The organism is Rhodococcus sp. (in: high G+C Gram-positive bacteria) (genome assembly GCF_049299235.1).
In the GTDB taxonomy this organism is placed as follows: domain Bacteria; phylum Actinomycetota; class Actinomycetes; order Mycobacteriales; family Mycobacteriaceae; genus Rhodococcus.
Genome location: NZ_JBAQXC010000376.1, coordinates 1 through 24,976 on the forward strand (window position 1 = coordinate 1; position 24,976 = coordinate 24,976).

The window sequence follows — 24,976 nt, forward strand, 5'->3', positions numbered from 1 at the left end:
GCGCGGATCACCGCGAAGTCCCAACCGCCCTCCGGTCGTGGTTTCGCCGCGATCAGTTCGTCCACGGCGGCGAGGGAAGCCAGTCGCTGTGTGCGCCGCAGAGCCCGCACGGCGTCGGCAGCGCGGTCTCGTAGGCGCGCGGCGCTCTCGAACAGTTCTGCATTCGCCTGTTCGGTGATGCGATCGCGGAGCCGGGTGAGTGCGGTGTCGTCGCTGCCGCGCAGCAGGTCGCGGGCCACCGCGACCTGCGTCGCATACTGTTCGGCGCTCTGGATACCGTGCCGGGCGGCGCTGCATCCCCCGACCACCTCGGGTGGGCAGCGATCGCCGTGCCTGCCCGCACGTGCGATCCGGCGGGTGCACGTGCGCAGCCCGCACACGTCCGCGAGTGTCGCGGCAGCTTCGGCGGCTGCTGCGCGCGCGGAGAACGGACCCAACGCGTCGGCCCCGGGTGTGCGGCCGACGACGAGCCGGGGGAAGGCGTCGTCGGACAGGGTGATCCACCAGCCGCGCGTCGGATACTTCGATCTGCGGTTGTACGGGGGCGCGTGCGCCGCGAGCAGACGCAGTTCCCTGACCCCGGCTTCGAGACCGTGCGCACATTCGACGTGGTCGATCCGCGTGGTCAGCGCGACCATCTCGCGCAGGCGCGGGCGGGTTTCGGAGCCGGTGAAGTAGTTGCGGACCCGCCGGTGCAGGTTCACGGCCGTCCCGACGTAGAGGACCTCGTCGGACGGACCCCGGAACAGGTACACCCCCGGCCGGTGCGGCAGGTTCGCGGCGAGCGATCGTTTGGCCCGCTGTTCCGCGGTGATCACCGGGATGTAGTCACGTAGTTCGGTGAGGCTGTGCACGCCTTGATTCCCGACGCGTTCGATGAGCGCGTGCAGGACGTCGACGGTCGCGCGGGCGTCGTCCAGCGCGCGGTGCGTCGGGCGGGTGGAGACACGGAACAGGTCGGCCAGCGCGGACAGCCGCACCGACGGAGCCTCGTCGCGCCCGAGAACCCTGCGGGCGAGCTTCACGGTGCACACCACCGGGAACCGGGGCCAGGCGGTGTCGTTGCGCGCGGCGGCAGCGCGCAGGAAGCCGACGTCGAATCCCGCGTTGTGCGCCACCAGTACCGAGCCCGCGGCGAATTCGAGAAACAACGGGAGGACCTGGTCGATCCGGGGGGCGGCGCGGACCATCGCCGTGGTGATGCCGGTCAGTTCCACGATGGCAGGCGGAATGGCGCGGCCGGGGTCGACGAGCGTGGCGAACTCGCCGATGACCTCTCCGCCGCGGACCTTGACGGCCCCGATCTCGGTGACGGCGTCGTTCTCGGCGCTGCCGCCGGTGGTTTCGAGATCGACGACGACGAAGGTGGTGTCCCGTAGTGGAGTGTCCAATTCGTCGAACGTGAGTTGGACGCCGGCCGGGTGTGAGAAGTCGGACCGGTGCGGAGACGTCATGTCGATCAGGTTATGAACCGGCACCGACAGTTGTGCGACCGGACCGTTGTGGGGTGCGGCGACCGGAGAGACGAGGATCACAGGGGACTTTCGGAAGGGGGAGCGAGGGCATGTCGGCCGTCGTCGCGCCGGCATCGTCGGGGCGGCGGGGAGGACGGTCGTCGGGGGCAGGGAAGCGTGCTCGAGCGTGCGTCCGGAGCGGTGGCTGTCGCTGGTGCGACCTGCGCGGACGCGGTCGCGGGGGTTCGGATATGGAGGCGCGGGTGCCGAGGCGGCGCGACGGCGCCGGAACACTACGACACCGTGTCGTTATCGTGTCGTTATCGATTGCGGTGCGATGTCGGCCTTCGACCTCGGTTTACGTGCAAAACGGTCATACGGTGCACGGGTCGGTCGACTTTCCCGATGCCGTTTCGTAATCTTCTCGAGACCAAGCGGAGAGTTTCCGGCCCACCGGACCGGAGCCGCTAGGTCACCGCCAAATCGGCCCGCCCGGAATCGGGTGGCCGTACCGGGGACCCACTTGTTTCTGGGGTGAATCCCCTCCGGTCGCATCAGCGGCCGAGGGGTAGGGCCGACCTTCCCGGCCCGAACCCGTCAGCTAACTCGGTCGGCGGATGACGGAAGAAGGAGCAACACCCCCGTGGCGTCTCACAAGTCCATGCGCACCGTTCGTCGCGCTGTCGTCGCCGGAGCGCTCGCGCTCGGCGCAGTGACCCTCTCGGCCGGTCCCGCACTGGCCGACCCGATCAACATCCCCGGAATCGGCAATGTCGAGTTGCCGGCGGGCGTCGTCCTGCCGCCGGAGATCACCAATCTCATCCCGCAGGCCCCGCAGGCCGCACCTGCACCGTTCACCGCACCCTTCACCTCGGTCGGCCAGCGCGCAGCCGATGCCGCGCAGAGCAAGCTGGGAGCGCCCTACGTCTACGGCGCCACCGGCCCGGGCTCGTTCGACTGCTCCGGACTGGTGCAGTGGGCGTACAAGCAGGCCGGGCTGAACGTGCCGCGCACCAGCTACGAGCAGGCCGGCGCGGGTCAGTCTGTGTCGATCGCCGAGTTGGCCCCCGGTGACGTCGTCTCGTTCTACGGCGGCAGCCACACCGGCATCTACATCGGTGGCGGCAACATCGTTCACGCGTCGACATCGGGTCAGCCCGTGAAGGTCGCCCCGATGAACTCGATGCCGGTCGACGGCGCGCGCCGTTTCTGATCGCGTCGCCTACCGGGACTTGTGAGGGTGGTCAGGCTTCGAGCCCGACCACCCTCACAGTATTTCCGGGGCCTCGGCGGCGTTGGCTACCGCCGGGTAGACACAAACCTATGCCGTTCCGTAACCTGATCGAGACCTTTGGGAAAGGACGTCGCTCTCGTGGTTTTCGACAGGACGAAGCGCACGCTGTGCACCGGACTGGTGGCCGGAGCGCTCCTCGCAGTGGGCATCACCGCGCCGCCCGCGATCGCCGATCCGGCCGTCGACAACCCGACCGCAGCCCTCGAACACCTCGCAGATCTGTCGCGCAGATCCGAACAGACCAACGAGGCGCTCCACAACGCCGGCATCGACCTCGAGGCCAAACAAGCTGCGGAGCACGACGCCGACGCACGCCTCGCCGCCGATCGGGATGTCCTGGCCCTCGCGCAGGCCGACGTGGACCGTTTCCGGCCCACCATCGACAAGCTCGCGGCCGCGAACTATCGCGGCGCACGCACCAACCGGTTGTACTCGGTCCTCGTGAGCGATTCGCCGCAGCAACTGCTCGATCAGATGTCGGCACTCGGTGTCATCGCGCAGCAGACCGCCGACGACGTGGATGGCTACCGGGTAGCGAACAACGCCGCAGCCCTGGCCGCAGCGGCATCGGAACGGTCTGCCGACGCGGCCCGGATCGCCGCCGAGCAGTCCCGGACCCTGCGCGACGAGCTCGAGCGGCAACGCGCCGACCTCCAGAAGCAGATCGACGACGTGTATGCCGCCTTCGCGGAACTCAGCGACGACGAGAAGGCAGTGCTCGCCGGCACCCCCTTCCCGCCGGGTGTCGACGCCGCGACGATCCTGTCCAAACTCGCCCCCGGCACCGGATCGGCCGCGCTGCGGGCCGCGATGACCCGCATCGGCGATCCCTACGTGTGGGGCGCGACCGGCCCCGACCAGTTCGACTGCTCCGGCCTCGTCGTGTGGGCCTATCGCCAGGTCGGCAAGAACCTGCCGCGGTCCAGTCAGGCGCAGGCGCAGGGCGGCACACCGGTCTCGCGGGACCAGCTGCAGCCCGGCGACGTGGTGATCTTCTACAATGACGCGTCTCACGTCGGCTTGTACGCAGGAGACGGCAACATTGTGCACGCCTCGACGTTCGGTGTACCTGTCAAGGTCCAGTCGGTGGACAGCTTCCCGTTCCACAGCGCCCGTCGCTACTGACGTCGTTCGTCCGGCCACTCTTGCGGGGACGGGTCCCGCCTACACTGTCCGCCGTGCCCGAATCCTCACCCTCCACCCGGCGCGCCCGGCGCTGGGAGCGGCTCGCAGTCGCCGGATTCGCGGCCGTCGTCGCGGCCGTCGTTCCCCTGGTGCTGTTCGTGCCGGACGACAGCACGGCATCCGAACCCGAATCCGAATCCGTCGCGACGCAACGCGACGAGGTTCAGACGCTGCTCGACACCTGGGCGATCGCAGTCCGGACCGGTGATGTCGATGCGATGGGTGATCTCGTCGACGACCAGGCACGACCCGGGTTCCTCGAGGCCGAACTGAGCAGATCTGCTGCGTTGTCGCAGGTGCCTCTCGTCGACTGGGGATACGAGCTCAGTGCCGAACCGGCCACGTCCGCGCCCCCGGACGTCGTGGCCCGGCTGGGGGCGGACCAGGCGCAGACGCACACGGCCTACCTGCGCTATGCGATCGAGGGAATCGACGCCGAGTCGACCCGCAAGCCCGTCGCCGTCGTCGTCGTGCGGCGCGACGACGGCTGGCGTCTGGTCGACGACGAACCCGGCGGCGGCCGGGACACGTGGCGGGGACCGTGGGACTTCGGGCCACTCGTCGTGGAAACTGTCGAACCGGTCGAATCCGTCGCACCCGTCGAATCCGGTGGCCTGCGGCCGGGCGGGACCTCACTGGTGATCGGACATCCCGAACAGGAACAGTTGATCGACGCGATCGCCGGTGAAATGCGATCGGCCGTCGACGCCGTCGACCAGGTATGGGGACAGGAATGGGCACGGAGCAGCCTGGTCCTGGTCACCGCCTCCCACGACGAGTTCACCCACCAGGTCGGTGACCGCTACAACGGCGACGGCGTCGCCGCGGTCGCGGTGTCCGACGCGGTCGACCCGGACGCGGGACGAGCCACCGGGCAGCGGATCGTGTTCAGCCCGGCCACCGGCGACCGCCTCACCGAGGACGGACTGCGGGCCGTGCTACGACACGAACTCACTCACATCGCGGCCCGGGCCCACACCGTCGACGGTTCTCCACTGTGGATCCTCGAGGGATACGCCGACTACATCGGGTACCGCGGTACGGACGAGGACTTCCGCAGGACAGCACCGACACTCAGCGACACCGTGACCCGCACGGGCATCCCGTCCGCGCTGCCCGACGACGCCGAGTTCGCCGGTGACCGGTCCGTGCTCGCCTACGAGAAGGCCTGGTCCATCGCGGCGTACACGGCCGACAACTACGGATCCGAACGGCTGACCGAACTGTACCGTCGGCTCGCGCACGGTCCGGTCGACGAACCGGGACTCGACGCGGCGCTGACGGATGTACTCGGCGCGGACACCGACGCATTCGTCGCGACCTGGGGGCGGTGGATCGACCGCCGGCTCGGCGCACCCGCCCAGTAGTTTCGGTATGCCCGCCGACGAAGCGACCGGATCGCCACCGATAGGGTGCACAGCATGCCTCGAACATTGTTGGTGACGAACGACTTTCCGCCCCGGCCCGGCGGGATCCAGTCGTACCTGCAGTCGTTCGCGGGGCAACTGCCGGCAGGTGAACTCGTGGTGTACGCACCTCGATGGCGCGGCGACAGCCACACGACATTCGACGCTCGGCAACCCTTCGAGGTGGTCCGACACCCCACCACTCTGATGCTGCCCACCCCGCTGGTGGCGCGGCGCGCGGCGCGACTGGTCACCGAGCACGAGTGCGACAGCGTCTGGTTCGGGGCTGCCGCGCCGCTGGCGTTGCTCGCACCGGCGCTTCGGCGCGCGGGTGCCCGCACCATCGTGGCCAGCACCCACGGGCACGAAGTCGGATGGTCGATGCTGCCCGGTGCGCGCGCCGCGCTACGCAGGATCGGCGACGAGACCGACACCGTCACCTTCGTCAGCCGCTACACGCGTGGACGTTTCGCATCCGCGTTCGGGCCGGACGCCGGACTCGAGCACCTGCCGTCCGGTGTGGACACCGAGGTGTTCCGGCCGGATCCGGCCGCGCGCGCCGAGTTGCGTGCCCGATACGGGCTCGGCGACCGACCCACCGTGCTGTGTCTGTCGCGGCTGGTGCCCCGCAAGGGACAAGACATGCTGATCCGTGCGCTGCCGCAGATTCGGCGCCGCATCGACGGCGCAGTACTCGTGATCGTCGGCGGCGGTCCCCACGAGGGCCGGCTGCGCGAACTGGTCCGGCAGGTCGGTGTCGACGAGCATGTCGTGATCACCGGGGGAGTCCCCGCGGCGGAACTCGCCGCACATCACACCGTCGCCGACGTCTTCGCCATGCCGTGCCGGACCCGTGGCGCCGGACTCGACGTCGAGGGGCTCGGCATCGTCTATCTCGAAGCGTCTGCGACCGGCGTCCCCGTCGTGGCGGGACGGTCCGGCGGTGCACCCGAGACGGTGCGGGAGGGGGAGACCGGGATGGTCGTCGACGGCACGAACATCGCGGAGATCGCCGACGCCGTCTCCGACCTGCTCGCCGACCGTGATCGCGCTGCCGCGATGGGCGCGGCCGGCCGAGCGTGGGTGGGTTCCGAATGGCGCTGGGACACCCTCGGCGCGAAGCTTCGCCGGATGCTGACCTGACCCAGCAGCGGGCCGGGAGCGGCGATATGTGAAGCTTTCCCCGTGAGCAGCATTCAGGTGTCGGACCAGACCTTCATCGCCGCGGCACCCGCGCGCATCGCGGCCGCCGTCGCGCGCCCCGAGCGGTGGCGCAGTTGGTGGCCCGATCTGGCACTCACCGTTCGGGAAGATCGCGGTGAGAAGGGGATTCGCTGGGCGGTCACCGGCCCGCTGAACGGCACGATGGAAGTGTGGCTCGAGGAGATGCTCGACGGTGCGATCGTCCACTACTTTCTGCATTGCGAGCCGACCGGGGTCGCACCCGGCCGGGCGGGTCTGCTCGACCTCGCCGAGCTGAACCGCGAGCGCAGGGTCGCGGGGAAGCGGATGACCTTCGAGATCAAGCGACAGCTCGAGGCGGGCCGTCCGGCGGGGGAGCCCCCGCAGGATTGACCGGTCGGACGCGGACGGCCGCGACCGTTACGGTGTGGTGCAGACAACCGTCCCGGAATGTGGCCGGGGATGAGACGGAAAGGAAACGTCATCGCATGGCCGAGAAGACCAAGCGGTCGATCACCATCGCTGCCCCGGCCGATCGGGTGATGGCCGCGATCGCGGATTTCGACGAGTATCCGACCTGGGTTGCGGCGGCGAAGTCGGTCGAGGTGCTCGCCACCCTCGAGGGTGGCCGCGCCGAGCGCGTCCGATTCGTGCTCGACGCGGGCATCGTGAAGGACACCTACGTTCTGCGGTACACGTGGGCACCGGACGGACGGTCGGTGAGCTGGGAACTCGAATCCGGTGAGATCCAGAAGGCGCAGTCCGGGTCGTACGTGCTCTCCGACGCCGCGGACGGCGGCACCACCGTCGACTACGAACTGACCGTGGACCTCACCATCCCGATGATCGGGCTGTTCAAGCGCAAGGCCGAGAAGGTCATCACCGACACCGCGCTCAAGGAACTCAAGAAGCAGGTCGAGGGCTGAGCGAGCACATGGGCCACCCCGCAGCCCGGCTGCGCCTGTTCGTCGGCAAGGGCGGGGCAGGCACGAGCACCATGGCAGCAGCCACCGCTGTTGCTCTCGCGGACCCGGAGCACCCGGTCCTGCTGGTGTCGCTCGACCAGGCGCCCGCGCTGTCGGATGTGTTCGGACTCGAACGCACGCCCGGTGCCGTCAGATCCGTCGCCGCCGGTCTCGACATCCTCGAGATCGACTCGCTCGCGCTGCTCGAACAACGCTTCGCGACGTTGGCGACGCTGCTCGCCGCCGCGGGTGCCGACCACGAGCATGCCGGTGGCTTCGCGATGCCCGCACCGGAGGAGATCACGGGAATGCCCGGCGTCCAGGAGGTCCTCGCCCTCCACGAGGTCGCTCGGCTCCTTGCGCACGACCCGCTTCGCACCGTCGTCGTCGACTGTCCCTCGGCGGCCGCGGCATTCGGCATGCTGATCGCGCCTCGAATGGTCGCCGACTATGTCGAACGGATCTGGCCGCAGCACAGCCGAATCGACGCTGCCACCGGCCCGGACCTGCGCCTCGGCCTGATCGTGGCCTTGTTCGACCGGATCCTCGACCGGATCGTGGAGATCCGCGAGTTGCTCGCGGACCGGACGTCGACGTCGGTGACCCTCGTCGGCACCGCGGACCGGGTCGGCGCCGCCGAACTGCGCCGACTGCGGTCGTGGACGGCACTGTCCGGGTTGCGACTCGACAGCGTGATCGTCAACGGTCTCGTACCGGACTTCGGCGCCGGCTCCGGGGCAGCAGCGGACTGGCTCGACACGCAACGCGCGGCGCAACAGACCGTTCTCCGTGACATCATCTCCTCCGTCACCGACGTCCCGGTTCGCGAGTGTGAGCGGCATGCCGCGGAACCGGTAGGGTTGGCGTCTCTCGGGGTGCTCGCGCAGGCGCTGTACCGCGACGACGGGGATCGTCGGGGGGCATCGGCTGTCGATTCGAGCCCGGTGCGGGTGGACCACGAATCGGGGACGGGGGTGGATTCGGTGTACACGATGCGGATGCATCTTCCGCTGGCAGATCCGGCGACCTTGACGCTGGGCCGGGTCGACGACGACCTGGTCGTCGGTGCGGACGGGATCCGCCGCCGCATCCGGCTCGCCTCCGGTCTGCGACGCTGCACCGTCTCCGGTGCGGAATTCGACGGCGGCGACCTGCTCGTCCGGTTCGTTCCGGATCCGGCGGTGTGGCCGCAGTGAGTTCTGACCACGATGCCCTCGTCACCGAATTGGTTCTGCTCGCCGAGGCCGTTCTCGACCGGGTGGACCGTGCCGTCCAGCAGTACGCGGCCGCGCATCAACCCGACACAACCGGCAGCGACACAACCGGCAGCGACACAACCGGCAGTGACACAGTCGGCGCGGCAGCGGCATCGTCCGGTGGGTGCGCATGGTGCCCGGTCTGCGCGATCGCCGCGCTGATCCAGGGTGAACCCCACGAACTGCTCACCCGGCTCGCCGGCCAGATCGCTGCGATCATCGCGCTGATCCGCGAACTGCTCGCACGTTATCTGCCGGCAGCGCCCGGCTCCGGCGGATCGGAGTCGACGCCGCCCGAACCGGCCGACCGCGGCGGCGGATTCGTCTCCATCCCGGTGACGATTCGTCCCTGACGGTAGGAGTCGAAATGCCAGCATCGGAACGGCTGACGATCGGGATCGATGTCGGGGGCACCAGTATCCGCGCTGCGGTCGTGGACGGTTCGGGTGCGATCGTCGACTCGGTGCGCGCGGCGACGCCGGCTTCGGTCGGAGCGCTCGAAGACACCCTCGACAGTGCTGTGCGGGATCTGGCCGACCGCAACGACGTGTCTGCGGTCGGGCTCGCCATCGCAGGTTTCCTCGCGGCCGACCGTCGCACCGTGCTGTTCGCGCCGCACCTGGCGTGGGTGGACGCACCGCTCGCGCAGCGGCTCACCGACCGGTTCGCGATGCCCGTCGTCCTCGAACACGACGCCAATGCCGCCGCGTGGGCCGAGTACCGGTTCGGTGCTGCGGCAGGCGGTCGAACGGTGGTGCTCGTCGCGATCGGCACCGGCATCGGTGCGGCGCTGCTCCTCGACGGTCGTCTCTATCGCGGCGCGCACGGTGTCGCGCCGGAACTCGGGCATCTGCAGTTGGTTCCGAACGGCCGGGCCTGCGCGTGCGGCAAACGCGGATGTTGGGAGCGGTATTGCAGTGGCACCGGCCTGGTGGATACCGCCGTGGACCTGCTGCCGTCCGTTCGTGGCCGTTCGGTGCTCGCGCGCGAGGTAGCAGCCGATCCGGGATCACTCACCGGTCGCCGCATCGCAGGGGCAGCGCAGGACGGGGACGTCCTGGCGGTCGCCGTGATGGCAGAGTTCTCACGCTGGCTCGGTATCGGACTGGCGATTGTTGCGGACATCTACGATCCCGAACTCGTGGTCATTGCCGGCGGCGTCGCGGGTTCGGCGTCGTTGTTTCTCGACGATGCGCGTGACCGCTATGCCACGGCACTCACCGGTGCGGGGCATCGCCCGCTCGCGCGGATCCGCGCCGCCCACCTGGGAGACGCGGCGGGCCTGATCGGTGCCGCGGACCTCGCTCGCGGTCCGGCGCACGCCGGCAGGATCGGCCCGTCCGACTGAGATACTCGTCACGTCCGCATCGGCGACCTCGGGGCGGGTCGGCCACGGCGTGCACGCCGGCACCACGTGGACGTAGAGTCGATCGTCGAGTGCTTCGTGGTGGTGCGGGCGCGGTCAGGAAGGAATGCCATGTGGTACTGGCTGGTCAAATGTGTGTTGCTGGGGCCGCTGCTGTATCTCATTGGTCGCCCGAAAATCGAAGGCGGAGAGAACATCCCGTCGGACGGACCGGCGATTCTCGCGAGCAACCATCAGGCCGTGCTGGATTCCTTCTACCTGCCGCTGATGGTGCGCCGCCGCATCACCTTCCTCGCAAAGAGCGAATACTTCACGGGCACCGGTCTCAAGGGTGGATTCCAGCGCTGGTTCTTCTCCGCGGTCGGCCAGGTCCCGATCGACCGCACCGGCGCCGATGCCGCCCAGGATGCGCTGAATGCCGGTGTGCGAGTGCTCGACCAAGGCAAGCTGCTCGGCATCTACCCCGAGGGCACTCGCTCGCCGGACGGGCGGCTCTACAAGGGCAAGACGGGCATGGCACGTCTGGCGCTGGAAACCGGAGTCAAGGTCATTCCCGTCGCGATGATCGGAACGGACCGGATGAATCCGATCGGATCGAAGATGTGGCGGCCGGCGAAGATCACCGTGCGGATCGGTGAGCCGATCGACTTCTCCCGCTTCGAAGGGATGGGCGGCAACCGCTTCGTCGAGCGGACCGTCACCGACGAGGTGATGTACGCGCTGATGCAACTCTCCGGGCAGGAATACGTCGACATCTATGCGGCCACGCTGAAGAAGGCGACCGAGCCGAAGACCGCCGGTGAGACCACGGCGCCGGCACCGGTGGTCCCCGACGCAGACCGGCTTCCCGATACCCAGGCCGGCTGAACCGGCGAGGACGGTGGCGGCAGGTCCCGCCCGAACCGAAACCGGACGCCGCCACCCGATGCAGGGCATTGCCGCGCGCAGACATCGGGCATAATGTCCGCACGTGCGTTACTTCTACGACTGCGAGTTCATCGAGGATGGCCGGACCATCGAGCTCGTGTCGATCGGTGTTGCCTGCGAGGACGGCCGCGAATTCTATGCGGTGTCCACCGATTTCGATCCCGACCGAGCCGGCCCCTGGGTGCGGCGCAACGTCCTGCCGAAGCTGCCGCCCGACGCGCATCCCGCGTGGAAGTCCCGGTCGAAGATCCGCGACGATCTGCTGGCCTTCTTGATCCCGCGGCCCGGCATCCAGCCCGAATTGTGGGCGTGGATCGGTGCCTACGACCACGTCGTTCTTGCGCAGTTGTGGGGTGCCATGCCCGAACTACCCGACTCGCTGCCACGGTTCACCAGAGAACTGCGGCAGCACTGGGAACAACACGGACGGCCGCTGCTGCCGCCGGTCCCGGACGACAACCACGATGCGCTCGCCGACGCCCGCCACAATCTGGCGAAGTTCGAGGCGATCGAAGCGGCCCGACGCGCTCGGTGAACCCGCCGGTTTCGCAGGGCGCGTGACCTCCAGCGGGAAAGGGCAATATCCTGGTGTGCGTGAACTGGACTGTCGACGTGCCGATCGATCGCTTGCCCGAATTGCCCCCGCTGCCGGACGAGATGCGCGAGCAACTCGATGCCGCGCTCGCCAAGCCGGCGTTGCAGCAGCCGAATTGGCCGCAGGATCAGGCATCCGCGATGCGCACCGTGCTGGAGAGCGTGCCTCCCATCACGGTGCCCCGCGAGGTTGTCGAGTTGCAGGACCAACTCGCCGCCGTCGCCCGCGGTGAGGCATTCCTGTTGCAGGGCGGGGATTGCGCCGAGACGTTCGCCGACAACACCGAACCGCACATCAAGGGCAACATTCGCACTCTGCTGCAGATGGCCGTCGTTCTCACCTACGGTGCGTCGCTGCCGGTCGTGAAGGTCGCTCGGATCGCCGGACAGTACGCCAAGCCCCGCTCGTCGGACACCGACGCACTCGGTCTTCCGTCCTACCGCGGCGACATGGTCAACTCGATTGTCGCCGACGCCGCGGTCCGGCACCACGACCCCTCGCGTCTGGTCCGCGCGTACGCCAACGCCAGCGCCGCGATGAACCTCGTGCGTGCCATCACCTCGGGCGGGGAAGCCGACCTGCATCGCGTCCACGACTGGAACCGGGAGTTCGTGTCGAAGTCCCCGGCCGGCGCCCGGTACGAGGCGCTCGCCTCGGAAATCGACCGTGGCCTGCGCTTCATGGACGCCTGCGGCGTGATCGACCCCAACCTGCGGGCCGCGACGATCTACGCCAGCCACGAGGCGCTCGTACTCGACTACGAACGCGCCATGTTGCGCCTGGACGAGTCCGACGGACAACCCCGGTTGTACGATCTGTCCGCGCACTTCCTGTGGATCGGTGATCGCACCCGTCAGCTCGACGGCGCGCACATCGCGTTCGCGGAATTGCTCTCCAACCCGATCGGACTCAAGGTCGGCCCGAGCACCACGCCGGATCAGGCGGCCGAATATGTCGAACGGCTCGACCCGCACAACAAGCCCGGTCGCCTGACCCTGATCTCGCGGATGGGCAACGGGAAGGTGCGCGACCTGCTGCCCGCGATCATCGAGAAGGTTCAGGCGACCGGTCATCAGGTGATCTGGCAGTGCGATCCGATGCACGGCAACACCCACGAGTCGTCGACCGGCTACAAGACCAGGCACTTCGATCGCGTCGTGGACGAGGTCCAGGGGTTCTTCGAGGTGCACCACGCGCTGGGTACCCACCCGGGTGGCATCCACGTCGAGCTCACCGGTGAGGACGTCACCGAATGCCTCGGCGGCGCCCAGGACATCTCCGATGTCGACCTGCACGGCCGTTACGAGACGGCGTGCGACCCGCGACTGAACACCCAGCAGTCCATCGAACTGGCGTTCCTCGTCGCCGAGATGCTTCGCGGCTGACCCACACGGTCGCCGCTGCCGATCCCGCTCACCCTCGATGAGTGCGAGCGGGGTCGGATTCGCTCGTGAACCCGGGGCGCGACCCCCTTCACCCTTTCCCGAGCGAATGTATCCCTCGCACTATCAGATCGACTGGGTGGACCACTCGCTCACCGGCGATCCCGCCGCTCCGCCGAATCGGCGTGCGGCGTCTCGGGGGGAAGGGTCAGGGCAGGGCGGTCAGCGTGACGGTGCTGCCCGGCTCCACCCGATCGCCGGCACCCGGACTCTGGCCGATCACCACCGACCGGTCCGTGCCCGCGACCTGTCGCACCTCGACGTCGAGTCCGAGCCGCTCGAGTTCGTCGCGGGCCGCGGACACCGTCCGGCCGAGCAGTGACGGGATCTTGACGGCATTGGAGACCAGGAGTGTGACGCCGCTGCCGGCGCCGACCCTGGTGCCCGCCGCGGGATCTGTCGTCGACACCTGGCCGTTGTCGACGTCCGGATCGAACACCTCCCGCGTGTCGACGACGGTCAGCCCCGCCTGCTCGAGTTGAGACCGGGCAGCATCGGGTTTCTTGCCCGACACGTCGGGCATCTCGACCGGCGACGAACCCTTGCTGACGATCACCTTCACCGACGAACCGACCGCCAGTTCCGTGCCGGGACCCGGATCGAGCGCAGCGACCCCACCCTCGGGGACCGTATTGCTGAATGCGGTGCCGCCGTCGACCGGTTCGAACGTGCGGCGGCGCAGTTCGTCCTCGACGGTCGTGCGGTCGCCGCCGCCGGGCAGCTTGGGGACCGTCGGCCGGCCCAGCGACACCAGCAGCGCGACGGTCTCCCCGTCGCTGACCCGTTCACCGGCGACCGGGTCGGTGCCGAGCACGGCGTCGAGTGGGGCGTCGTCGGAGTACTCGCCGCGGATCTCGGTCGGCACACCCGACGCCTCCAGCGCGGACACCGCGGCCACCCGGTCCAACCCGGCGATCACGGGTACCGTCGCCAGCCGCCCCGCGCCGAGCCACCATCCGCCGTAGCCGAGGAGAAGCGCGACCACCAGGACAGCGATGATCCAGCCGAGTGTCCGGTGTCGCTGGGTTCGCCGTTCGAGCGCGTAGTCCGGCCGCTGTACCGGCGCCGGCACATACGCACGCGACTGTTGCGCCGTGGTAGCGACCCGAGTGTGCTGCGTCGCCATCGGTGCGGACCCGGCCGGAACCGGGGACATCACTGCCGTGGCTGGTGCACCCGAATGCACGACGGTCACCGCCGAGGCCGGTGACGGTGAGGGGGCCTGCGGGGACACGGTCGCGGCACCCGTCTCGACGGGTTGCGCGGCAACGGGAGACGACGACGCGCCGGGCTCTGCGGCGTCCTGCCGGCCGGTAGGGCGCGGCGCGGGGACTCGGTAGCGGGGCAACTGCAGTGTGTCGCACACCTCGCCCAGCGCCTCCGCCATCGTTCCCGCGTCGTCGAATCGTTGACCGGGTTCGCGTTCGGTGGCACGGCGGACCAGGCGATCGAATTCCGGCGGCACCCCGTCGATGCAGGAGCCGGGATCGGGCACGTCCTTCTCGACCCGCTGATAGGCGACCGAGAGCGACGTGTCGCCGGTGAAGGGTGTCCGTCCGGTCAGCATCTCGAACAGGACGACGCCCGCCGAGTACACGTCGCTGCGTGCATCGGCGTTCCCGACCGTCACCTGTTCCGGCGACAGGTACGCGGCCGTACCGAGAATCACGCTGCGGGACGTCGTCGTCGCCGCGGCCACGGCACGCACCAGGCCGAAATCTGCGATCTTGACCTCACCGCTGTCGGAAATCAGGATGTTCTCGGGTTTGACATCGCGATGAACCAGCCCAGCTCGGTGCGCGACGGCGAGCGCACCGAGCACGGGCGCCGTCACGGCGGCTGCCGCATGCGGGGGCATCGGGCCGCGTTCGCGCAGCAGTTCACGCAGCGTGCCGCCTTCCACCAGTTCCATCACCAGGAACGCGTGTTCCCCGTCCAGTCCCTGGTCGTACACGGCGACCAGCCCGGGATGGCTGAGCTTCGCGACCGCACGCGCCTCGAATTCGAAACGAGTCCGGAACTGGGGGTCGGCGGCGAGTTGGGGATCCATGACCTTCACCGCGACCGGCCGGTCGAGCCGCAGATCGGTTCCGCGGTACACCGTCGACATGCCGCCTCTGGCGATGGGCGCTTCGATCCGGTAGCGCCCATCGAGCACGATGCCGACCATGCGGTCGCCTCCAGCGGTCACGCGGTGTACCCCCGTGTTCTGCGACGGCGCAGCGCGACGTCGGTCGGTTCCTGTGTGGGTGGGGCCGTTCACCCCAGTCGATCGTAGCCAGAGCGCCGGAAGGGACGGTCTCGTGCACACTGCGGATCGAACCCGATAACGTTACCCGGGTGAGTGCAATTCCGTTCTGTGACGACGTGCTGGACCCTTCGGTGCCGGTGCTGCAACTCGTCGATGTGTCGAAACAACTCGGCCTCGTCATCACCCGCGTCCATCAGTTGCTGCGCGATCGCCAGCTCCTGGCGATCAAGCGCGACGGTGTCCTGAGTGTGCCGGAAGCCTTCTTCGGCGAGGACGGCCAGGTTCTCCGGAGCGTGCCGGGCCTGATCGCGGTTCTCCACGACGGCGGTTTCAGCGACGGCGAGATTCTGACCTGGCTGTTCAGCGCGGACGACTCGCTCGACGGTGGCAGCGCGGCAGCCGCGTTGCGTACCCACTCGGCGCGCGAAGTCGTGCGCCGGGCGCAGGCTGCGGGTTTCTGAGACGCTGAACTTTCCCGACAGGCGGGTTTCGTTGCAGGTCGTTCCAGGCAGCTGCGTGCGGCGGATGTCAGCGGCGGGTCGTGACTTGCGCGAGGAGTATTGCGGCCCGGTGTCTGCGTGGCACGACGGCCCGGCGGTCGAAGACCCGATATCCGGAGTTTTCGACCTCATCGAGAATCCGGCCGTACAACACGAACGCAGTCCGGATTCCGGGGCGGATTCGGTCGGGGAGCAACGCCAGTCCGGGCTCGGCGCGTCGATAGTCGGCTCGCGCGAGTGCCACGAAATGTGCCAGCGCCCGGCGCACCCGCGGATCGGGTGTGCCGGTGTGTCGGCACTCGCCGAGCAACTCGTCGTCAACGCCGAATGCGGACCAGACGTCGGCAGGCAGATAGATCCGTCCGCGCGACAGGTCCTCGCCGACGTCCCGCACGAAATTCGTCAATTGGAATGCGGTGCCGAGTGCGGCCGCGTACGGGGCTGCCCGGTCGGGCTCGTCGACGCCGAAGACCGGTAGCAATTGGAGTCCGATCACCGCTGCCGACCCGTACATGTATTCGTGCAGTTCCGCCATGTCGCGGTAGCGCTCGCGGAACTCCGCGGTACCGGGGATGTCCATCCGCATCGATCGCACGAACGCGTCGAAATGACCGACGGGAATCCGGTACCGGACGATCGTCTCGGCCACGGCCCGCACGACGAGTCCCACAGCGTCGGCAGGCCCGGGATCGCCGGCGAGCGCGGCGTGCAGTCGCGCCAGCATCGCGTCGACTTCCCGACATGCCGTCGCGGGGTCTCCCACAGCGGTGACATCGACGATGTCGTCGACGGTCCGCGCGAACCCGTAGAGCGCGTACACGCCGGTGCGACGGTCCGGAGGCAGCAACCGCGCCGCCAGGTGGTAGGTGCGTCCGTGGGTGGCGGTCAGCCTCTCACAGTGCCGGAACGCATCGGCCAGCGGCTCAGTCACTGTCCGGTGGCGCCGTGGGTACCGCTGTTGCCGGTGCCGGGGCCGCCGACGGCGGAGCAGACACGGGTGCGGGGCGCCGGGAACGCAGGTGCAGTGGATCGACCGTGCGCAACGACAGCGCGGCAACCACCGACACGACGACCGCGACGGCCACGTGCGCGATGTTGTACATGCCGATCGATCCGTTCGGATTGAAGATCACCATCAGCCAGGTCGACAGGCCGACCAGCACCATCAGCGTCCGGGTCGACATCGCGAAGGCCGCGGCGACAGCGAGCGGCCAGGAGTAGTACCACGGCAGCGCCGCGGGGGACAGGACCGTGACCGCGGTCAACGCCACCACGATGCCGAGGATCGCATCACGTTCGGTCCGGCGGAATCGCCACCACGCCCACACCAGAATCACCACGAGCGCCACCATGCAGATCAGGCGGGTCACCTCGAGCACCGACCCGAGACGCCACGGCGTGAACCACGTGATGACGTGAGCCGTCATCGTCGGAAGCGACAACCAGTTGATGATCTTCGACGACCCGGACAAGGCCGTCAGCCAGCCGATCCCGACACCGGCGAACGCGGAGGTCGCGCCGAACACGGCGGCGAACACCACGACGCCGATGCCCGCCGTCCTGACGAACAACCGGACCGGTGCGGCGGGCTCACGGCCCTCCTCCCGCGCCCGGTCGCGTTCGTGCACCATCCACACCCAGATCAGGAACGGCAGGGCCAAACCCGCTGTCGCCTTGATCGCCGCACCGAGCGACACGAGTGCGATACCGCCGACGTGCCGACGTTCGAGCACGAGCACGATGCCTGCGGTCATCAGGCCGACCATGAGCAGTTCGTTGTGGACACCGCCGACGAGGTGGATCAGCACCAGCGGATTGAGCACGGCCAGCCACAGGGCGATCGTCGGATCGCCGCCCATCTTGCGCGCCAGTTTCGGCACCGCCCACGCCATCAGAACCAGACCCGGCAGCATCAGCAGTCGCCACAACCACGTGCCCAATACGACATTGTCACCGGTCAACGACGTGATGCCGGCCCCGAGCAGTAGGTGGACCGGGCCGTACGGCGTCGTCGTGGTCGTCCACACGTTGCTGACATTGTCGAGCAGGACACCGGGATTGACGACCGGACCGTCGACATACGGATCGAAACCGTCCCGCAGCATCGCGCCCTGAGCCAGGTACGAGTACGCGTCGCGGCTGAACATCGGGGTCGCGATCAGCAGCGGTGCCACCCACACGGGCAACACCTTCCAGGTGTCGCGGAGACCGACCTCGCCGGCGCGAGCACTTCGGCCGAGCCGAACCCACGCGGCGACCATCAGCAGAACCCCGGCCCACACCAGGATCGTCGACAGCAGTAACCCGTGCCCGAACCTCAGCCACGACAAGAACAGAGCCTCGAGCAGGGGATCCTCCCTGCGGACACTTCCGGCACCGAAACTACCGAAGGCGAGCAGCGCGGCCCCGGCAGCCCCGAGCGCCGCGGCGTTCCCGGCCGGACTGCGGACGAAGGAACCGACACGTCGGCCGGGCAGTAGGACTCTCCCGCCGACGGTCGGCGAGACCTCCGACGCGGCATCCGGGGCAGCAGGGGACGACATGGTTTACGGTTTCCTCCCCCTGATGCACACGCCGCGGCGCAGTGCAGGTGATCGACGAATGAAAGAACAGTTTAGTGGAGTCGCGGGACCGCGCCGTCCACCATGCCGTTCGGGACGATCGGTACCGGGCCGGACCGGCGTTCGACACCGAGTCGTTCCGCGGCCAGTCGACCCGACAGCAGCACGGTCGGCACGCCGACCCCGGGGACGGTGCCGGACCCGGCGAGCACCACATTCGGATATTTCGGATCGAGGTTGCGTCGACGGAACGGACCGGTCTGCCGGAACAGATGAGCACCGCCGAACGGGCTGCCGTCGAGCATGCCTTGGTCGAGCCAGGTCCGGGGCGTGTCCACCCGATCGATGCGGAAGCCGGCGGTGATCCCCCCGTAGCCGCGTCGTTCGAGGACACCGCACAGTTCGGCCGCATACGGAACACCGAGTGCCTGCCAGTCGTAGGGAGCACTGTCCAGGTTCGGGCAGGGCGCGAGAACCGACAGCGGTTCGTGTTCGGCACCGTTGCGGGTCAGCAGCAGGTCGGGGTCGCTGAGCGCGGGCCGGGTGATCAGCAACGACGGGTCGCGCATCAGCCGCCCACGACCGCGTCGCGCGGTGATCTCGGCGAACGTGCTCTCCCAGGCCGCGCCGAAGTCGATGGTGTGGTGGTGTCGGCCCCAACCTGCACTGACGGCCGTCGGGATCGTGCCGTGCAGTACCACCGCGGACGGGGACGCCACGGTGCGACGAAGCCGCGGTCGCGGCAGCAGTGTGTCGACGACCGGCAGATCCGGTGTCAGCACCACCGCGTCGCACGGATACCGGTCGCCGCCGACGGTGCGCACCGCGACCACCCGGCGACCGTCGAACTCGAGATCGTCGACGTCCGCGCCGAGTCGCACAGTGCCTCCCGCCGTCACCAGCGCATCGGCGAGACCACGTGCCACCGAGCGCATGCCCCCGTCGACGGAGAACACCCCGAGCGAGGTGTCCATGTGGGCGATCGCCGCATACACGGCGAGCGCCCGCGCGGGCGCGACGCCCGCGTACAGCGCCTGGAACGTGAAGATGCGCCGCAGTCGCGGGTCGGTGACTTTCCGGTTCACCTGGGCGCCGAGCCTGCCGAAACCACCGAGTCGCACGAGCCGCAGCAGATCGCGCACCGACGTCGCGGAGCCGACCAGATCGAGGGGCGAGTCGAAGTTCGCGTCCATGAAGCGGGCGAACTCGGCGTCGAAGATGTCCGCGAGCCACCGGCGAAGGCGCAGGTAGCGGCGCGCTTCGTCCCGGCCGCAGACCCGGGTGACCTCCGCGACCATCCGCTCGGGATCCGAATGCACGTCGAGGCCGCTGCCGTCGGCGAACCGGGCGTGATAGGCGGGTGCCATCGCGTGGATACGCAGCGGCGGATCCACCGACGTGAAATCCGCGCCGACCGCGTTCAGTGCGTCGGCGATCAATTCCGGCATCGTCAGGACGGTGGCGCCGTTGTCGATCTCGTAGCCGGGCCCGGCGTGGGTGCCGACCCGGCCGCCGACCGCCCGATCGCGTTCGAGGACGACGACCTCGCGACCGTCCCCCCGCAGGTGCAGCGCCGCCGACAGGCCGGCGAGACCTGCACCGACCACGACGACGCGCCCGGCCTCGGTGACGGTGCGCATCAGGCTGTGCGCCGCGTCGCGGCCAACGCCCAGTCGCGCAGCAACGCCTTCCCTTCGTCGGTCGTGTCGGATGCGTCGAGGACGGCGAACGCCTCCTCGGTGAGCGCGGCGATCCGTCTTTCGACCTGGTCGACGGCACCGAGTTCGGTGATGACCCCGCGCATGTCCTCGACCCGGTCGTCGGTCAGGTCGGTGCCGATCCCGTCGCGCAGCAACTGTGCCGCCGCCGGATCTGTCGCGTCGGCCGCGGTGAGCGCGAGAGCGAACAGAACGGTCCGTTTCCCCGCGCGCAGATCGTCCCCGGACGGCTTCCCGGTGACCGTCGGGTCGCCGAACACCCCGAGCAGGTCGTCGCGCAACTGGAACGCGATTCCCACGTCCGTCCCGAAGCGGCGATACGCATCCACGAGCGTGGTGTCCGCTCCGGCGAGGGCAGCGCCCAGATGCAACGGGCGTTCGATCGTGTACGCCGCGGTCTTGTACCGGTTCACCCGCAGCGCCGCCTCGACCGATTCGTCGCCGGCCATCTCACCGGCGATGTCGAGGAACTGGCCGCCCAGCACCTCGGTGCGCATCGCCGACCACACCGGGGTGATCCGGGCGGTGGTCGCCGCGTCCAATCCCGCCTCGCGGAGCATGTCGTCCGCCCACACCAGCGCCAGGTCGCCGAGAAGGACCGCCACCGCCTCACCGAACCGTTCGGGGACACCCCGCCACTGCGCGGAGCGGTGCTGCTCCGCGAATTCGACGTGCACGGTCGGGAATCCGCGGCGCGTGGTGGACGCGTCGATGATGTCGTCGTGCACGAGCGCACCGGCCTGTACCAGTTCCAGAGCCGAGCACGCACGCAGCACCGCGGCAGCGTCCGAACCGGTCGGGTCACCGCCGGCGCCGATCCATCCGGTCCACGCGAACGCCGGTCGTACCCGCTTGCCGCCGCGCAACACGAACGACTCGAGTGCGGCGACCGCATCGGGGTAGCCGCCACCGACCGCGCCGATCACCGCGGCGCGGGAGACGAAGAATTCCCGCAGTGCGCCCTCGACGAGTTCGGGCAACAACGAGGACGGAAGGTGAGTAGATCCGGTGGACAGGGGATTCCTCCTGGTCGATGGTCAGGCGCCGCGCCGATGGGGCGCCGCGGCACCGGAGCCCACCCTATCGGGGGCGAGGGGAACTCACCGTTGTCCGGCCACCTATGCTGGTCGGGTGACATCCGATTCCGTCAGCGGGGGCCAGGACGGCCGGGCCTCCCGCACGCCGTCGATCGTCGACCGGTTGCGGGCTCCCTCCCACAGTCGCATCCCGTTCTCGGTGGAGTTCTCGCCACCCCGCGATGCGGATGCCGAGGCGCGACTCTGGCGGGCCGTGCGCGAATTCGAACGGCTCGGACCCGCATTCGTGTCGATGACCTACGGTGCCGGCGGTTCGACCCGGGATCGCACCGTCCGCGTCACCGGTCAGCTGGCCGAGGAGACAACTCTGCTGCCGGTGGCCCACTTGACCGCGGTGGGGCACAGCATCGACGAGTTGCGTGCGATGGTGGGCGCGTACGCGGATCGCGGAATCAGCAACATCCTGGCACTGCGCGGGGATCCGCCGGGTGATCCGCTGGGGGAATGGACCCAGCATCCGCAGGGGGTCGGGCACGCCGAGGAACTGGTTCGGCTCGTGCGTGAGCTCGGTGACTTCCATGTCGGTGTGGCGTCGTTCCCCGAGGGTCATCATCGCTCGCCGGATCTCGATCACGACACCCGGTTCCTGGTGCAGAAGCTCCGCGCAGGTGCCGAGTATTCGATTACGCAGATGTTCTTCGATGTCGAGCACTACCTGCGGTTGCGTGACCGGGTCGCTGCGTGCGACGCGGAGCAGGCACTGAAACCGATCGTTCCCGAGATCATGCCGATCACGTCGTTGCGGACCGCGCGCCGCAGCCTCGAATTGTCGGGATCGCGGCTCCCGGCTCAGCTCGAGGAGCGTCTCGTCCGGGCAGCAGGCGACGGCCCGGAGGAAAATCGGGCCGCGGTTCGCGATGTCGGTATCGAGGTCGCTACCGAGATGTGCGAACGGCTCATCGCCGAGGGTGCACCCGGATTGCACTTCATCACCCTGAACTTCGCTCGTGCGACCCGCGAGGTGCTGGCGCGGCTCGGCATCGAGATGTCGGCTCCGGTCGTTCAGCCCGCCTGAGGGCCCTCCCGCCGAGCGGTTCAGGGCAGGACCCGGTCCTTCCAGGTGGTCCGGCCGATACGCCGGGCATGCAGTGAGACTGCGGTCAGGGCGCCGAATCCGGCGATCGCCGCCGGATGCGCCAACGCGGATGCCACGTCTGCGCCGGTCACGGCCGTACCGCGTTCGGCAGACCGGGCGAGAGTACGTGACAGAAATGCTGCGCCGACGCCGACCAGCCCCCAGCGGCGGACGGTTCCGCGCCCGGCGATCGCGGCGACCGGCGGCACGAGATAGCCGAGCGCGTAACCGGCGACGACCACGGCAGCACCGGCAGAGGAGCCGAACGCCGACCACAACCAGCGGAGGTAGCCGTCGGAGAGCGCGCGGTGATCGAGATACATGCGGCACGACACGAGCGGTCCGGCGGCGACGACCGTCGTGCGTCGACCTGCCCTGCGGAGTGTGCGGGCGAGATCGAGATCGTCGGTCGGGCTCGCTGCGACCGCGGCATGGCCTCCGATCGCGGCGTACGCCTGAGCGTCGAACACCAGAAACTGACCGCACGCGACAGCCATCGACGGTCGCGCGGTGCGATTGCCCACCACTACCGGCAGTGACGAGAACCAGGACCAGCACAACAGCGGCTGGAGGAGCCGTTCGGCGGGGGACCCGGCCACTTGGAAAGGCCAGGGAGCGAGCAGATCGGTTTGTGCCCGTCGCAGCGATGTCACCGCGGCGGCCAACGCAGAGGGTGCCAGCCGCACGTCCGCATCGACGAACACGACCACGCCGGTGCGAGCCCGCGGGCCGGCGATCCGGTAGGCATGGGCGCACGCGGCGGCCTTTCCGGTCCATCCCGCAGGCGGCGGCGCGGTGCTGTGTACCACCTCGATGCGGTCGTCCCCGGCTGCGGCGCGGCGCGCGGCGGCGGTGGTGCCGTCGGACGAGTCGTCGTCGAACACGATCACCCGCATCCTGGGCACTCCACGCTGGGCACGCAGGTCGGTGAGGAGTTCCGGCACCCGCTGCGCTTCGTTGCGGGCGGGAACGAGGACGGTGATCGGTTCGGTGGTGGCTCCGTCGGGTTCGAGGCGGGGCAACGTCATCCGGTTGGCGGCGGCGACGCATGCGCCGAACAGGGCCACTGCGGCCCCGATTCGGGTGGCCACGGCGCTCATATTACGAGTCGTCGGAATCGGAGTCCGGTCCGCCCGTCGATGTGCGGCCCGGTGCCGGGTTGCGGTTGAGCCAGGCCAGGCCGCCGATGATCAGGGCCACCCCGAGTGTGACGCCGGCGACGATGCCGGCCCATCCGGCGAAACCACGCGTATTGGGATCGGCGTAGCGAACTTCGGCACGCAGGTTCGTGACGTCCCCGGCGGGCAGTTTCCAGGTGACAACGGAGTCGGATTCGCGGGTGCCGTTGGTGGTGGCGATCCGGGCGGGGAACGCAATCGTGAACTGCACATCCGTGCCCTGCGCGGGTACCGATTCGAGGTCGACCTTGCCGGTGAGAGCGACGAGGTCACCCGCCCGCTGCAGTGAGATCTGAAACGACCCTGCGCTCTGATCGGTCATCGCACCGAGTTGTTGCACGTCGCCGAACGACAGGTCGTTGAAGAACACCTGGGTGCCGACGTAGCCGTCCTGCGCGTATTCCTGGACACGGACGCGTCCGGCGAGCGAGTTCGGGACGACGAGTTGCGGACCTTTGTCGTTCTCGTCGATGGGGATGGTCGCGGCGACGATCTGCCCGGACACCCGGTCGTCGGCTGAGACACCCATTGTCATCTGGGCGCGGAGGCATCCGGTGAGCAGAGGAAGCAACAGGAGTACGAGCGCCGCCAGCCGGATCGGTCGGCGGCGAGCAGGGGTGAGGGACGGCTGCACAGCAGATATCGTGCCAGCATCCTGCGAGGATGTCAGAGGTCCTGGGGTGTTGCGGCGCGTCGCCGCCGGTTCCGTTGTGCTCGGTTGTCGCGGCGTAGCGACCTCAGGAGCGGAGCGCCGAGCAACCCCATCACCACGAATCCGTACAGGGCCGACCATTGGAGTTCCGGGGCATCGAGGAACACACTGTGGGCAAGCGCCGACCCGAGCCACGTCCACAGGAACAGTGCGACCGGTACCGCGTCGCCGCCCCGCGGTCGCCGAGCCACCCGATCGAGCGCGGTGAGCGCGGTGGCCATCGCGGCGGCCACCATCAGCCATCCCGCATAGTTGGAGAGCGGGATGTGGGTGAGCCCGGGAAGGCCGGAACCGTGGCACCACGTCCACTGCCCGTCCGCGACCATCTGCGGATCCAGGTACAGATCCCATCCGACCATGCCGACCGTGGTCGCCGCGATCCGTACTGCGGGTCGACGGGTCAGCCGCGTCGCCACACACCACACGGGATATAAACCAGCGGTCCATGCCAGCGGCACCACCAGCGGCACGTCGAACAGTGCGGGCCCGAGTCGGTCGGTGGCATAGACGTAGCACCCGTAGGGGTATCCGGTCGCTGTGCCGACGACCTCGGATGCGAATCCCGCACCGGCCGAGATCACGAACAGGCCCGCCGCCCATGCTGCGCCCCGGTGCGTCACGGCGTGGGCGAGACACGCGGCGGCCAGCAGCGCCACCACCAGCACGGTGACGGTGTCCCGCGAGGAACCGTCGACGAGGGGATAGACGATCTGCGCGGCGACCGCCGCGACAGCGAGTGAGATCGCAGGCGCATTCTTCGGGGTCAACGGGTGAACCGGCGGACGAAGCGGCGCACCGGCCCGCCGCCGGTG

23 protein-coding genes and 1 riboswitch are annotated in these 24,976 nt (G+C 69.0%); of the genes, 14 read left to right on the forward strand and 9 right to left on the reverse strand.

What is annotated here, in order from left to right:
- Positions 1–1,454 (reverse strand): DEDD exonuclease domain-containing protein (locus tag WAX14_RS23225; RefSeq protein ID WP_422630396.1); only part of this gene is annotated, 1,454 nt, incomplete at its 3' end.
- Between the two features lie 466 nt (positions 1,455–1,920).
- A riboswitch (cyclic di-AMP (ydaO/yuaA leader) is annotated at positions 1,921–2,085 on the forward strand.
- A 12-nt stretch (positions 2,086–2,097) separates the two neighbouring features.
- Here WAX14_RS23225 and WAX14_RS23230 point away from each other — a divergent pair.
- From WAX14_RS23230 to WAX14_RS23285, 12 genes are all read left to right on the forward strand, one after another.
- Positions 2,098–2,667: a C40 family peptidase gene (locus WAX14_RS23230; protein WP_422630397.1), complete on the forward strand. Its 570-nt coding sequence runs from the start codon at positions 2,098–2,100 to the stop codon at positions 2,665–2,667.
- 159 nt (positions 2,668–2,826) lie between these two features.
- Positions 2,827–3,873 carry an NlpC/P60 family protein gene (locus WAX14_RS23235; RefSeq protein WP_422630398.1) on the forward strand — a complete coding sequence of 349 codons (1,047 nt, stop codon included), beginning with the start codon at positions 2,827–2,829 and terminating at the stop codon, positions 3,871–3,873.
- Between the two features lie 53 nt (positions 3,874–3,926).
- Positions 3,927–5,300, forward strand: coding sequence for a hypothetical protein (locus WAX14_RS23240; RefSeq protein ID WP_422630399.1), 1,374 nt, complete (start codon positions 3,927–3,929; stop codon positions 5,298–5,300).
- Between the two features lie 54 nt (positions 5,301–5,354).
- Positions 5,355–6,482, forward strand: coding sequence for a glycosyltransferase family 4 protein (locus tag WAX14_RS23245; protein ID WP_422630400.1), 1,128 nt, complete (start codon positions 5,355–5,357; stop codon positions 6,480–6,482).
- A 42-nt stretch (positions 6,483–6,524) separates the two neighbouring features.
- Entirely contained in the window at positions 6,525–6,914 is a 390-nt protein-coding gene (locus tag WAX14_RS23250) for a polyketide cyclase / dehydrase and lipid transport (RefSeq protein ID WP_422630401.1), read from the forward strand.
- Between the two features lie 95 nt (positions 6,915–7,009).
- Complete coding sequence (locus WAX14_RS23255) at positions 7,010–7,447, forward strand: SRPBCC family protein (RefSeq protein ID WP_422630402.1); 438 nt, start codon at positions 7,010–7,012, stop codon at positions 7,445–7,447.
- Between the two features lie 8 nt (positions 7,448–7,455).
- A complete protein-coding gene (locus tag WAX14_RS23260; RefSeq protein ID WP_422630403.1) occupies positions 7,456–8,682 on the forward strand; it encodes an ArsA family ATPase in 1,227 nt (408 codons plus the stop codon).
- Positions 8,679–9,095, forward strand: coding sequence for a hypothetical protein (locus tag WAX14_RS23265; protein ID WP_422630404.1), 417 nt, complete (start codon positions 8,679–8,681; stop codon positions 9,093–9,095). The genes WAX14_RS23260 and WAX14_RS23265 overlap by 4 nt, the downstream gene beginning before the upstream one ends.
- A 14-nt stretch (positions 9,096–9,109) precedes the next feature.
- A complete protein-coding gene (locus WAX14_RS23270; protein WP_422630405.1) occupies positions 9,110–10,090 on the forward strand; it encodes an ROK family protein in 981 nt (326 codons plus the stop codon).
- 129 nt (positions 10,091–10,219) lie between these two features.
- Positions 10,220–10,975 (forward strand): lysophospholipid acyltransferase family protein, encoded by a 756-nt coding sequence (locus tag WAX14_RS23275; protein WP_422630406.1) that lies wholly within the window; start codon positions 10,220–10,222, stop codon positions 10,973–10,975.
- 103 nt (positions 10,976–11,078) lie between these two features.
- Positions 11,079–11,570: a polyadenylate-specific 3'-exoribonuclease AS gene (locus WAX14_RS23280; RefSeq protein WP_422630407.1), complete on the forward strand. Its 492-nt coding sequence runs from the start codon at positions 11,079–11,081 to the stop codon at positions 11,568–11,570.
- Positions 11,571–11,629: 59 nt separating this feature from the next.
- Complete coding sequence (locus tag WAX14_RS23285; RefSeq protein WP_422630408.1) at positions 11,630–13,015, forward strand: class II 3-deoxy-7-phosphoheptulonate synthase; 1,386 nt, start codon at positions 11,630–11,632, stop codon at positions 13,013–13,015.
- A 205-nt stretch (positions 13,016–13,220) separates the two neighbouring features.
- Here WAX14_RS23285 and WAX14_RS23290 read toward each other — a convergent pair whose 3' ends face one another.
- Complete coding sequence (locus WAX14_RS23290) at positions 13,221–15,263, reverse strand: PASTA domain-containing protein (protein ID WP_422630409.1); 2,043 nt, start codon at positions 15,261–15,263, stop codon at positions 13,221–13,223.
- Positions 15,264–15,412: 149 nt separating this feature from the next.
- On the opposite strand from WAX14_RS23290, the gene WAX14_RS23295 reads away from it, so the two are divergent.
- Positions 15,413–15,784 (forward strand): Rv2175c family DNA-binding protein, encoded by a 372-nt coding sequence (locus tag WAX14_RS23295; RefSeq protein WP_422630410.1) that lies wholly within the window; start codon positions 15,413–15,415, stop codon positions 15,782–15,784.
- A gap of 67 nt (positions 15,785–15,851) precedes the next feature.
- Here WAX14_RS23295 and WAX14_RS23300 read toward each other — a convergent pair whose 3' ends face one another.
- The 4 genes from WAX14_RS23300 to WAX14_RS23315 form a co-directional block, all read right to left on the reverse strand.
- Complete coding sequence (locus WAX14_RS23300; RefSeq protein ID WP_422630411.1) at positions 15,852–16,754, reverse strand: phytoene/squalene synthase family protein; 903 nt, start codon at positions 16,752–16,754, stop codon at positions 15,852–15,854.
- The gene (locus tag WAX14_RS23305; RefSeq protein WP_422630412.1) at positions 16,747–18,366 is read right to left on the reverse strand and encodes an alpha-(1->6)-mannopyranosyltransferase A; all 1,620 of its coding nucleotides are present in this window, start codon (positions 18,364–18,366) and stop codon (positions 16,747–16,749) included. Before WAX14_RS23305 ends, WAX14_RS23300 begins: the two co-directional genes overlap by 8 nt.
- Before the next feature lie 71 nt (positions 18,367–18,437).
- Positions 18,438–20,024 carry a phytoene desaturase family protein gene (gene crtI, locus WAX14_RS23310; protein WP_422630413.1) on the reverse strand — a complete coding sequence of 529 codons (1,587 nt, stop codon included), beginning with the start codon at positions 20,022–20,024 and terminating at the stop codon, positions 18,438–18,440.
- Entirely contained in the window at positions 20,024–21,082 is a 1,059-nt protein-coding gene (locus WAX14_RS23315; RefSeq protein WP_422630414.1) for a polyprenyl synthetase family protein, read from the reverse strand. The genes crtI and WAX14_RS23315 overlap by 1 nt, the downstream gene beginning before the upstream one ends.
- Before the next feature lie 151 nt (positions 21,083–21,233).
- On the opposite strand from WAX14_RS23315, the gene metF reads away from it, so the two are divergent.
- Positions 21,234–22,214 (forward strand): methylenetetrahydrofolate reductase [NAD(P)H], encoded by a 981-nt coding sequence (gene metF / locus WAX14_RS23320; RefSeq protein WP_422630415.1) that lies wholly within the window; start codon positions 21,234–21,236, stop codon positions 22,212–22,214.
- A gap of 20 nt (positions 22,215–22,234) precedes the next feature.
- On the opposite strand, the gene WAX14_RS23325 is transcribed toward metF, so the two are convergent.
- Genes WAX14_RS23325 through WAX14_RS23335 form a run of 3 tightly spaced genes read right to left on the reverse strand, consistent with a single transcriptional unit; the run spans position 22,235 to position 24,931 of the window.
- Positions 22,235–23,374 carry a glycosyltransferase gene (locus WAX14_RS23325; RefSeq protein WP_422630416.1) on the reverse strand — a complete coding sequence of 380 codons (1,140 nt, stop codon included), beginning with the start codon at positions 23,372–23,374 and terminating at the stop codon, positions 22,235–22,237.
- A 1-nt stretch (position 23,375) separates the two neighbouring features.
- Positions 23,376–24,086 (reverse strand): LppM family (lipo)protein, encoded by a 711-nt coding sequence (locus WAX14_RS23330; protein WP_422630417.1) that lies wholly within the window; start codon positions 24,084–24,086, stop codon positions 23,376–23,378.
- 32 nt (positions 24,087–24,118) lie between these two features.
- Positions 24,119–24,931, reverse strand: a complete 813-nt coding sequence (locus tag WAX14_RS23335) for a carotenoid biosynthesis protein (RefSeq protein WP_422630418.1) — start codon at positions 24,929–24,931, stop codon at positions 24,119–24,121.
- Positions 24,932–24,976: the final 45 nt, after the last annotated feature.